Origin of the sequence: Allofustis seminis DSM 15817 (assembly GCF_000374325.1) — a bacterium.
In the GTDB taxonomy this organism is placed as follows: domain Bacteria; phylum Bacillota; class Bacilli; order Lactobacillales; family Carnobacteriaceae_A; genus Allofustis; species Allofustis seminis.
This window is the reverse complement of the sequence record NZ_KB894079.1, coordinates 394183-405300: the sequence shown is the minus strand read 5'-3', so window position 1 is coordinate 405300 and position 11118 is coordinate 394183. Positions and strand designations below refer to the sequence as shown.

The 11118-nt window shown below is 37.5% G+C and carries 13 protein-coding genes and 1 tRNA gene; 9 read left to right on the top strand and 5 right to left on the bottom strand.

Going from position 1 to position 11118, the window contains the following annotated elements:
* Nucleotides 1–282: 282 nt before the first annotated feature.
* Nucleotides 283–477, top strand: a complete 195-nt coding sequence (locus C231_RS0101865; RefSeq protein ID WP_018658964.1) for a hypothetical protein — start codon at nt 283–285, stop codon at nt 475–477.
* A gap of 166 nt (nt 478–643) precedes the next feature.
* Here C231_RS0101865 and C231_RS0101860 read toward each other — a convergent pair.
* Nucleotides 644–716, bottom strand: a tRNA-Ala gene (locus C231_RS0101860).
* Nucleotides 717–836: 120 nt separating this feature from the next.
* On the opposite strand from C231_RS0101860, the gene tsaB reads away from it, so the two are divergent.
* From tsaB to tsaD, 3 genes are read left to right on the top strand one after another with little or no spacing between them, the layout of a single operon-like run.
* The gene (tsaB, locus tag C231_RS0101855; protein WP_026314300.1) at nt 837–1565 is read left to right on the top strand and encodes a tRNA (adenosine(37)-N6)-threonylcarbamoyltransferase complex dimerization subunit type 1 TsaB; all 729 of its coding nucleotides are present in this window, start codon (nt 837–839) and stop codon (nt 1563–1565) included.
* Between the two features lie 18 nt (nt 1566–1583).
* The gene (gene rimI / locus C231_RS0101850; protein WP_018658962.1) at nt 1584–2066 is read left to right on the top strand and encodes a ribosomal protein S18-alanine N-acetyltransferase; all 483 of its coding nucleotides are present in this window, start codon (nt 1584–1586) and stop codon (nt 2064–2066) included.
* Between the two features lie 14 nt (nt 2067–2080).
* Nucleotides 2081–3082, top strand: a complete 1002-nt coding sequence (gene tsaD, locus C231_RS0101845; RefSeq protein ID WP_018658961.1) for a tRNA (adenosine(37)-N6)-threonylcarbamoyltransferase complex transferase subunit TsaD — start codon at nt 2081–2083, stop codon at nt 3080–3082.
* A gap of 50 nt (nt 3083–3132) precedes the next feature.
* Here the strand turns inward: tsaD and C231_RS0101840 are convergent, their stop codons facing one another.
* Nucleotides 3133–5079: an ABC-F family ATP-binding cassette domain-containing protein gene (locus C231_RS0101840; protein ID WP_018658960.1), complete on the bottom strand. Its 1947-nt coding sequence runs from the start codon at nt 5077–5079 to the stop codon at nt 3133–3135.
* A gap of 138 nt (nt 5080–5217) precedes the next feature.
* On the opposite strand from C231_RS0101840, the gene C231_RS0101835 reads away from it, so the two are divergent.
* Nucleotides 5218–5856: a redox-sensing transcriptional repressor Rex gene (locus C231_RS0101835; RefSeq protein ID WP_018658959.1), complete on the top strand. Its 639-nt coding sequence runs from the start codon at nt 5218–5220 to the stop codon at nt 5854–5856.
* 79 nt (nt 5857–5935) lie between these two features.
* Here the strand turns inward: C231_RS0101835 and C231_RS08835 are convergent, their stop codons facing one another.
* On the bottom strand, nt 5936–6088 hold the full coding sequence (locus C231_RS08835; RefSeq protein WP_425386742.1) for a DUF4305 domain-containing protein: 153 nt from the start codon (nt 6086–6088) through the stop codon (nt 5936–5938).
* A 245-nt stretch (nt 6089–6333) separates the two neighbouring features.
* Here C231_RS08835 and groES point away from each other — a divergent pair, with 245 nt between their 5' ends.
* A complete protein-coding gene (groES, locus tag C231_RS0101830; protein WP_018658957.1) occupies nt 6334–6618 on the top strand; it encodes a co-chaperone GroES in 285 nt (94 codons plus the stop codon).
* Between the two features lie 52 nt (nt 6619–6670).
* On the top strand, nt 6671–8299 hold the full coding sequence (gene groL, locus C231_RS0101825; RefSeq protein WP_018658956.1) for a chaperonin GroEL: 1629 nt from the start codon (nt 6671–6673) through the stop codon (nt 8297–8299).
* A 74-nt stretch (nt 8300–8373) separates the two neighbouring features.
* On the opposite strand, the gene alr is transcribed toward groL, so the two are convergent.
* Nucleotides 8374–9528 (bottom strand): alanine racemase, encoded by a 1155-nt coding sequence (alr, locus tag C231_RS0101820; RefSeq protein ID WP_026314299.1) that lies wholly within the window; start codon nt 9526–9528, stop codon nt 8374–8376.
* Between the two features lie 110 nt (nt 9529–9638).
* Nucleotides 9639–10262 carry an MBL fold metallo-hydrolase gene (locus C231_RS0101815; protein WP_018658954.1) on the bottom strand — a complete coding sequence of 208 codons (624 nt, stop codon included), beginning with the start codon at nt 10260–10262 and terminating at the stop codon, nt 9639–9641.
* A gap of 90 nt (nt 10263–10352) precedes the next feature.
* Here C231_RS0101815 and tsaE point away from each other — a divergent pair, with 90 nt between their 5' ends.
* The gene (gene tsaE / locus C231_RS0101810) at nt 10353–10841 is read left to right on the top strand and encodes a tRNA (adenosine(37)-N6)-threonylcarbamoyltransferase complex ATPase subunit type 1 TsaE (protein ID WP_018658953.1); all 489 of its coding nucleotides are present in this window, start codon (nt 10353–10355) and stop codon (nt 10839–10841) included.
* A 2-nt stretch (nt 10842–10843) separates the two neighbouring features.
* The gene (locus tag C231_RS0101805) at nt 10844–11113 is read left to right on the top strand and encodes an ACT domain-containing protein (protein ID WP_018658952.1); all 270 of its coding nucleotides are present in this window, start codon (nt 10844–10846) and stop codon (nt 11111–11113) included.
* The last annotated feature ends 5 nt before the right edge of the window (nt 11114–11118 follow it).

Below are 11118 nucleotides of genomic sequence, written 5' to 3'. Positions count from 1 at the left end.
AGAACAGAAAAAAGACAAAGAATTAAAGAAGAACAAACTAAAAAAGCTATTAAGATTTTACAAGCAATACTCACATTGCTTAATTTAATCTTAACAGCTTACAAAGAATTTAAATAAATTAGTGGAAGGTTGACCTTCCCTTCCTCTTTATTTTAAAAGAAAAAAGGGAGAATTACAATGAACAAAAAAACAAAAAGATTATGTAATTATTTTTTTGCTCAGCATGTTTTTAATATTTAATTTAATTTGGATGTTTAGTAAATAAAAAGGGAGAGCTCAAAAATGTACGCAGACAGCAATAAAATAAAATGGCTACTTGAAAATCAGTCACAGTATCGGATATCGAAAGAAACAGGCGTTGCCCAGCAGAATTTGTCAAAATTGGTAAACCATAAAATTTCTTTAGAAGGAATTACTTTTGAAACGGCTAGCAAGTTAACCGAATACGCTGATCGATTAATGAAAGAAAATGATTAAAAAACAAAATGCATCTCAACAAAATAAGAGATGCGTTTTATAAATTTGTTACGTAATTTGTTACGTTCCGATTGTATTTTATTGTTTTTGTTTGCATATATAAAAATTATAAACGTTGTAACATCAACGGTTTTAGACGATTTTGTTTTACTTTGAAAACATAAAATGGAGATAATCGGGCTCGAACCGACGGCCTCTACAATGCCATTGTAGCGCTCTCCCAACTGAGCTATATCCCCTAAATACTTTTATCATTATAACGGAAAGATTGATATTTGACAAGTTTGGCAAGATTCTTTTTGAAACGACTTCACATATGTTATCATGGAGGATGAAAAAGACTAAAGGATACGATGAAAATGAAAATATTAGCATTTGATACATCAAATACGGCAATGAGCGTTGCGGTTGTGGACGGGCAACAACTGCTTGCCGAAAAAACGGTTAATGTACGAAAAAATCATAGCATTCAACTGATGCCAACCATTGATTTGCTACTGCAAGATGCAAAATGGACGCCGCAAATGTTGGAACGTATTGTGGTGGCAGAAGGTCCAGGTTCTTATACAGGACTGCGGATTGCGGCAACTACTGCGAAAACACTTGCTTGGACATTAGGTATTGACCTTGTAGGAGTCTCAAGTTTGCAAGTGCTTGCCCAAAATGCCGCGATGCTTGAAGGGCAATGGATTTGCCCATTATTTGATGCGCGGCGAGGTAATTTTTATACCGGCCTTTACCGCATCAATATGGACGGACAAGCGGTGGTGATTGAACCAGATACTCATATTGCATTGGTAGAATGGTTAGATTATTTAGCACATCAAGATAAAACAATATATTTTGTGGGGGAAGATGCTTGGAAAATAAAAGATACCATAAAAAAACATCTTGCTGATCGTGCATATTTTTCTAAAGCAATATTACAAACTCCCGATGCATGGCAACTTTCACAATTAGGTGCATGCAAAGAGGTAACAGATATTCACACTTTTGTTCCACAATATTTAAAATTGGCGGAAGCGGAAGCGAATTGGTTAGCACGTCATACGTTGCAAGAAGGAGAATCGCTGGTCGATACTTATTAATAAAAAGGGGCAATGCATATGAAATATAAAATCATAGAGAGAACAGCTATTCATTTGTCAGCCACTTTGATAGCAAGGAGACTTTATGATATTGCCGAGTGTGCATATGAACTAGGAAGTCCTTGGAGTGTCGAGCAATTCAGTGATACATTTCATCGTCATGCGCCACTTTTTTTATATGTGATAGAAGAAGTTGCTACGAAAGAATGGCAAGGATTTATTTTAGGGCATCATGTATTGGATAGCTTTGATATTTATATGATTGCTATTTTGAAAGAGAGTCAGGGGAATGGCTTGGGAACTTGTTTGGTTGAACATGTCCAAGCTGCCGCAATCACTGCGGGCGCTGATATTACCCTTGAGGTACGCTGTTCCAATCAACCGGCACTAGCTGTTTACCAAAAATGCGGCTTTGAAATTGTTAGCCGGATTAATGATTATTATAAGCAGCCGACAGAAGATGCGTATCGTATGGTATGGTCTAATAAAAATGAAAAATAGTTAGGAATTGAGCAATGAAAATTTTAGCAATAGAGTCAAGTTGTGATGAAACAAGTGCGGCAGTGATTGAAGACGGGTGCAGACAATTATCTAATGTTGTCGCCAGTCAGATCAAAAGTCACAAGCGTTTTGGTGGTGTGGTTCCTGAAATTGCAAGTCGTCATCATGTTGAATTTATTACACTTGTGATTGAGGAAGCACTGCAAAGAGCGCAATGTACATTGAAAGAGATCGATGCAGTCGCGGTAACAGAAGGTCCAGGATTGGTTGGGGCACTTCTAATTGGTGTTAGTGCTGCAAAAGCAATTGCATATGCTGCAGGGTTACCGCTGATTCCTGTGAATCATATTGCAGGGCATATTTATGCAGCAAATTTAAATGATACGCTTGAATTTCCTTTGCTTGCACTTGTTGTGAGCGGTGGACATACGGAATTGGTTTATATGAAAGAGAGCGGTTCATATGAGATTATTGGCGAAACGCGTGATGATGCAGTAGGTGAAGCCTACGATAAAATTGGTCGCGTGATTGGGGTACCTTATCCTGGCGGGAAACATATTGATGAAATGGCTCATCACGGAAAAGATAGATATAATTTTCCGCGTGCGATGATAAAGGAAGATCACTATGATTTTAGTTTTAGTGGATTAAAATCAGCATTCATCAATAAAGTTCATAATGCACAACAACGCGATGAAGTACTTGATTCCAATGATCTTGCAGCCAGCTTTCAAGCGGCGGCAGTGGATGTATTAATTGATAAAACAATTCGTGCAGCGAAAGAGTATCCTGTCAAACAGGTTGTACTTGCGGGAGGTGTAGCTGCGAATTCAGCGCTTCGTAATGAGTTAGCTAAGGCAGTTGAACACGAGCTGCCCAATGTGCGTTTAATTGTACCTCCCTTATCATTGACTGGGGATAATGCTGCTATGATTGGTGCTGCTGCATATATTGCATATACTCGTGGAGAGCGTGCTGAACTTGATCTAAATGCAAAACCAGGACTTAGTTTATAAAAAAAGGTGATTTTGACAAAAGTCAAAATCACCTTTTAAATTTATCACTTTTAAAGGAAAGACTCTATTTCTAAAAATAATGCTTCCCATTTATCGTTTAATTTTTCTTTTTCGGCAATAAGGGTTTGATGTTTTTGCGTAACATGTCGTGCTTTTTCTTCATTTTCAAACAATGCTGGATCAAGCATTAAGTGTTCCAGACTTTCAATTTCTTTCGTTAGCTCACTTATTTTTTCTTCTAATGCTGCGAACTCTCGTTTTAGGCGCCGTTCTTTTCGTTGGCGTTCTTTTTGTTGTTCGAAATTTTCTGCACTATTAGCGGTCAGTGATGAAGCAGGTGCACTAGTTTGAGCTTGCTCTTCTTTTAATAAATCAAATGCCGCTTGTTCTTCTTTTTTATGTAAGTAATAGTCATAATCCCCTAAATAAAGCTGAAGTTTGTTTTCATCTACTTCTAAAATTTTGTTTGCCATTTTATTGATAAAATAACGGTCATGCGACACAAATAAAAGCGTGCCATCAAAATCAATTAGTGCATTTTCGAGCACTTCTTTGGAGTCAATATCTAAATGGTTTGTAGGTTCATCCATTAATAAAAAGTTATATTCTCCAAGTGCTAATTTTGCTAGTAAGAGACGGGCACGTTCTCCACCGCTTAATGCTTCTATTTTTTTATTGACATCTTCTTCAGTAAATAAAAAGCTTCCTAAAAATGTTCGGATCGTTTCTTCATCTTCAAGTGGATGGTCATTCCATAGTTCTTCTAGGACACTTTGGTGAGGTGAAAGATTTTTTTGTTCCTGATCATAGTAGCCAATATCAACTTTTGCCCCGAATGAGAGTGTTCCGCCAAGTGCGGGAATTTTTCCGATTAAAGTTTTTAAAAGTGTTGTTTTTCCTGTTCCATTGGGGCCAACAAGTGCGATGACATCTCCACGGCGAATATCTAAATTAACGTGTTGCAATAGGACATTATCACCAAAGCCAACATCTAAATTATCGGTCTTTAAAATGACATTTCCAGACATGCGTGCGGGATGGAAATGAAAGAACATAGAGCGTTGATCATTTGTAGGACGTTCTAGACGGTCCATTTTTTCGAGTTTTTTACGTCGAGATTGTGCACGCTTAGTTGTTGAAGAACGTACAATATTTTTTTGAATAAAATCTTCTAAATGGGCGATTTCTTTTTGTTGTTTTTCGTAGTCTTTTTGTTCTTTTGCGATACGTTCGGCACGCAATTTCAAATAATCTGTATAATTCCCATGATAATGATTAAGGACCCCATGGTGATCCATTTCATAAATTTCTTGAGTCAATTCATCTAAAAAATAACGGTCATGAGAAACTAAAACAAGAGCTTCAGGATAGGACTTGAGATAATTTTCTAGCCAGCGAAGTGTTTCAATATCTAAGTGGTTTGTGGGCTCATCTAAGATAAGGACATCTTTTTGCTCGAGCAATAGTTTAGCAAGTGCAAGACGTGTTTTTTGACCGCCAGAAAGGGTAGAAATTTTTTGTTGGTACATGGATTCATCAAAGCGGAAGCCGCTTAATATTTTTTTGATCTCACTTGGGTAGGCATAGCCATTTTGACGTTCGAAATTCTCTTGCAGCTGGTGATATTGCATTAATAGGTCATGATATTTTGCATTGTCATGGTCTGTGGTTTGTCCTAATAATTTCTCAACTTGGCGCATTTGAGCTTCCATTGCAATCAGTGGTTCAAATACAGAAAGCATTTCATCATAAATAGATTTATTTACATCAAGTCCAGTATGTTGATCCAAGTAGCCAATAGAAGTTGACTTATTTTTTATGACTTGTCCTTCATCAGGCAACTCGATGCCTGCGATTATTTTTAAAAGTGTCGTTTTTCCTGTTCCATTGCGGCCGACCAGACCAATTCGTGATTTTTTTTTAATTGATACATTGATTCCTTCAAATAAGGGAACACCACCAAATCGGCGGGTAACATTTGAGGCTTGAATAAGCAAGAGATCCCTCCTTTTTCATTGATATTTTTAATGATAGCACAAAAAACTCGCGGAGGTATATAGCTTTAAAATATAGCATCAACTTGCTATAATACCCTGTAGAATAATTTGCGAAAAGAAAGTTAAAGGGGGATATTTATGACAAATAAAAAAGTACCACGTGCAACTGCTAGACGTCTGCCCATTTACCATCGTTACCTAACTTTTTTGCATGATGAGGGAGTTCATCGTATTTCAAGTGCTGAATTTAGTGAGTTAGTAAAGATTGATAGCGCTACAATTCGCCGCGATTTTTCATTTTTTGGAACGCTTGGGCGACGTGGCTACGGCTATGATGTTGAAAAATTAATGAATTTTTTTGCAAAACAATTACGTCAAGATCGCTTAACACGTGTTATTTTAATTGGTGTAGGTTCACTTGGTAGTGCATTGTTAAATTATAATTTTCAAGGGAAAAATAATATCAGCATTAGCGAAGCATTTGATGTAAATGAGGACATTATCGGAACTAAGCATAATGGTGTAATGATTTATTCCGTTGATGCACTTGAAGATCGACTTGCTGTGGGGAATTATGAAATTGCTATTTTGGCAGTTCCTGGCAACCAAGCACAAAAATTAGCCGACCGTCTTGTTAAGCAAGGAATTAAAGGGATCATGAATTTCACGTCAAATCGTCTCAATGTACCGCATGATGTACTTGTTCAAACCGTTGATTTATCCAATGAATTACAGTCGCTGGTCTATTTTATTGAGTTTCATGATGACTTACAATAAAAACAAAAAAAGCAACACTTTAAGCTGCGATTTAAAAAGGATACGGCCTTTTTAAATTTCACTAAAAGGGTTACTTTTTTTAATGCTTATTATTTTTTAGTCGTTGTATGTCATAATAAAGTTTTCCCATTTGTATAGTACTGACAAAATTGCGTGTAGCAAAAGCTGCAAGAAGTATTGTATAAAATGTCCAACCGCTTATTGCCAGCGATTGTACGAGAAAATAAAACATTAATAAAAACATAATGAAGCTCATAATTGCAGAGTATAAAATTGCTTTATCTGTCATTTATTCCACAAGCCTTTCTTTAATAGACTATAGATTATCATAAAATTATCATTCCTGCCAATTAATAAAAATTTAATATTTAAAAACTTGCAACTCTCACTCAGATCTCTTATACTAATCATGTGAGTTAGCACTCGACACATCAGAGTGCTAATGGCTAAATTATTTATATGGAGGGAAAAATAAATATGTTAAAACCTTTAGGAAATCGCGTTATTCTTGAAATGATAGAAGAAGAAAGTAAAACAGCTAGCGGCATTGTATTGCCAAATGCAGCTAAAGAAAAAACGTACTTTGGAAAAGTCATTGCGGTAGGACAAGGCCAACGACTTGATGATGGCACACTTTTAAGTCCTGAAGTTAAAGTGGGGGATACTGTCGTATATGAAAAATTTGCAGGTAATCCAGTCACTTATGATGGTGCAGATTATTTAGTCATTGCAGCAGATGATTTGGTTGCTGTTGTGGAATAATATGATCATTGTGATGATGGATCATTTAAAATTTATTTGAGGTGATAAAAAGATGACAAAAGATATTAAATTCTCTGAAGATGCAAGACATGCAATGGTTGAAGGCGTTAATAAATTAGCAGATAGTGTAAAAGTAACCCTAGGACCTAAAGGCCGTAATGTAATTTTAGATAAATCATTCGGTGGACCACAAATTACAAATGATGGGGTAACTATTGCTCAAGAAATCGAATTAGAAGATGCTTTTGAGAATATGGGTGCACAATTAGTCGCAGAAGTTGCTAGCAAGACAAATGATATTGCAGGAGATGGTACAACAACTGCTACCGTATTAACTCAAGCAATTGTCAATGAAGGAATGCGTAACGTTGCAGCAGGAGCAAGTCCTGTAAGTTTACGTCGCGGAATTGAAAAAGCAACACAAAAAGCAGTAGCCAAACTTCAAGAAATTTCAACTGAAGTTCAATCACGCGATGCTATCAAACAGATTGCTGCTATTTCTAGTGGAGATGAAGAAGTTGGCAAATTCATTGCCGATGCAATGGAAAAAGTCGGCAGTGATGGGGTGATAACCATCGAAGAATCGCAAGGTATCGAAACCAGCTTAGATGTTGTAGAAGGTATGCAATTCGATCGCGGCTATCTCTCTCAATATATGGTCACAGATACAGAAAAAATGATTGCAGAATTGAAAGATCCATATATTTTAATTACTGACCAAAAAATTTCTAATGTTCAAGATATTTTGCCTGTTCTTGAAGGTGTTATGCAATCTGGTCGTCCAATGTTAATTATTGCTGACGATGTGGATGGCGAAGCGCTTCCTACACTAGTCTTGAACAAAATTCGTGGTACCTTAGATGTGACAGCAGTTAAAGCACCTGGCTTTGGTGACCGTCGTCAAGGTATGTTAGAAGACATCGCGATTTTAACAGGCGGAACACTTATTACAGAAAATCTCGGACTTGAATTAAAAGATGTAACGCTTGATCAATTAGGAACAGCAGGTCGTGTAGAAGTCTCCAAAGATGAAACGACAATTGTAGAAGGTGCTGGCCAAAAAGAAGCGATCGAAAAACGTGTTGAAATGTTACGTGCCCAAGCCAATGAAACAGATAGTTCATTTGAACGTAGCAAATTGCAAGAACGTGTTGCTAAGTTAGCAGGTGGTGTAGCTGTTATTCGTGTGGGTGCACCTACCGAAACAGAAATAAAAGAAAGAAAATTACGTATAGAAGATGCTTTGAATGCTTCACGTGCAGCAGTAGAAGAAGGTGTTGTTGCGGGTGGAGGAACAGCTTATCTTAATGTGAAAGCCGCGCTTGAAGATTTACATGAAGAGGGTGATGTTCAAACAGGTGTCGATATTGTAAAACGTGCATTGGAAGCACCAATCCGCCAAATTGCAGCAAATGCTGGTCTAGATGGTAGTGTAATTGTTGAACGTTTGCACAATGCTGAGATGGGTATCGGATTTAATGCTGAAAATGGTGAACTTGACAATATGGTTGATGCAGGAATTATCGACCCAACGAAAGTGTCGCGTTCAGCTTTACAAAATGCTGCAAGTGTTGCCTCTTTACTTCTTACGACAGAAGTAGCGATCGCAAACAAAAAAGAAGCAGAAGATGCGGCAGCAGGTATGCCAGGAATGGGCGGCGGAATGCCAGGCATGATGTAAGCAATTTAAAAAGAGACATGTATATAAAACAAAAAAAGCTTTGAAGCAAGTGCTTCAAAGCTTTTTTTAATGATTTAATGCTTTTCAACCCATACATGTTTAACACGCTGTCCTAAATGACATAAAAATTCATAATGGAAAGTGCCTGCTTGAGCTGCAAGTGTATGAACATTATTAACTGTAGGAAAAGTAGTATAATCGCCATAATAAATGAGAAAATCACCAACATTTAGATTTTCTTGATCACCTTGTAATTTTACCATGGTCTGATCCATGCATACGCGACCAACTGCTGGAAATTGTTGCTGATGTGTGGTGAAGTTGAAGTGATTTGAGAGTCTTCGTTCTACGCCATCTGCATAGCCGAGAGCAACCGTTGCAATGGTCTCATCTTTTGGTGTTTGATAGGTGCAGCCATAGCCAATGAATTGATGAGCGGGTGTAGTTTTTATATGTGTAATAGGTGCAGCCACTTCCATAACAGGATGCAGTGGAAATGGGGCATAAGCAGCCATTGACTCATCTGGTAAATAACCATGAAGTCCAATTCCTACACGAACCATATCTAAATGGTATTCAGGGAAATTCAGCGTTGCACTTGTATTACAGCAGTGTCTGATAGCAAAAGTGTGTCCATCTTGTTCGATAGCTTGAACACATTTCATATAAAAAGCAAATTGTTCTTTTGTGAATGCATTTGCAGGTTTTTCATCTGCATCGGTAAAATGTGTAAATATCCCTTCGAGATCCACCCATTTTGAATGATTTAAAATGCGAGCAATTTCCACAGCATCTGTGACACTTTTTACTCCGATGCGATTCATGCCGCTATCTACTTTCAAATGAACTTTTACTATTTTTTGCAACATTTCAGCTGTTTCTACGACAGCATGTGCTGCTTCTTTAGTAAAAATTGGGAGTGTAATATTTTCTTCTATGGCATATGCGATATGTTTTGGAGGTGCTGGATTAAAAATTAAAATGGGCAACGTAATATGTGCATCACGTAATTCCTTTGCCTCTTCCAGTTGGGCAACGCCTAGATAATCTGCGTAGCCTTCTTCTTGAATGAATGTCGCATACATGACGGCATCATGGCCATAAGCATTGGCTTTTAATACACATAAGAGTTTTGTTTCTGGTCCAATCCATTGCTTAAATTGTTGAATATTATAGCGCAAGTTTGCTTTTGATAATCGCGCTGTGCTCATATACATGGATGAGTTCACGTTCTTCGCTCTCCTTTTATAGCTTGAATTTCATCAGTAACTTTTCAAAAAAATAGGCTTTTCATTCGTTTTTTTGAAGAGTTTGTTATAATAATTGTAGCAAATGTTGCTTATTGAAAAAAGGGATTATCCCTTTTTTCTTTGCCAATTGTACTAGGGTGTCGGTGGCCAGGATATATTTTATAATCATCAGGAAGTGACAGTATTTTTTGGCGAAGCGCGGGAATTTGTTTGTCAGGTTCGCTTCCTGGAAAGTCCGTCCGCCCTACGCTCATTGCAAAGAGAGCATCACCTGTTATAACAAAACGCCCTTCTTCAAAAATAAAGCAGACGCCACCTGGCGAATGCCCTGGGGTGTGTACCACTTGAAATGTAAAAGGTCCAATATGATAGATTTCTTGATAGTTAAAAGTGTGCGCTTTTGCACAGATAGTGACAGGTGTGAGTGTTCGTGCTGATAAATTCTTCTGTGCATCAGTTAACCAATCACGCTCATCAGGAGCAACATAGACAGGAATCTGATATTCTTCAACCAGCGCATCGACGGCACCAATATGATCATAGTGTGTATGTGTGAGTAAGATTGCGAGCGGGGTAACGTTTTGCGCCTTGATTTTTTTTATGATAATTTCGGGTGAGAAACCAGGATCGACAATTAATGCATGTTGTTCTTTTGATAAGATATAGCAATTTGATTCAATATCACCAAGTACAATTTGCTGAATGTCTATCATAAAAAATAGCCTCCTTACCATTATGTTAGGATAAGTATAACGAAAAAATTCAAGAGAAAAAACTTTTACGACTAGAAAGAAGGTAGCGATATGCCAACTATTCATATTGAATCCTTAGATGAAACTGCGACACTTGCCCAAACACTTGCCCAGCTTTTAACTCCTTATTCAGTGATTTGTTTAGAAGGCACATTAGGTGCAGGAAAGACAACCTTCACTCAGAGTTTGGCAGCGGGGCTTGGTATTCGGCGTGCCGTAAAAAGCCCGTCCTATACATTAGTGCGGGAATATGAAGAGGGACGACTTCCACTCTATCATATCGATTTATATCGTTTGGAAGAAGCGGCCGTTGAAGATTTGTATTTGGAAGATTATTATGAAAGTCCAGGGGTAACAGTTATCGAATGGGGATCGAATGCTCCCGAAGAGCTACCTAAAGAGCATTTGCTAATTGAAATTAAGACATTTGCCGAGCAACCGACCGTACGTGAATTTATTTTTCAAGCAAAAGGCAATAAATATGAGAGGTTAATTCAACAATTAATAGATGAATATCTTAAGCATAAAAAAGGAGAATAATGATGGAAATTAAGATTGTACTGACAACATTTGGGCTCGATAAAAAAGGAATTATTGCAGAAGTATCGCGCGTATTACTAGCATATGATGCGAATATATTGGATATCTCCCAAACGATCGTGGACGGTTATTTTAATATGATGATGATCGCTCAAGTGGCTGTCGATCAATTTGAAAAGTTAAGCGATGAATTAGAGGTTGCAAGTCATGCTATGGGCGTGACGACTGTTACACAACGGGCCGATACATTTAAAGCAATGCATCATTTATAAGGAGA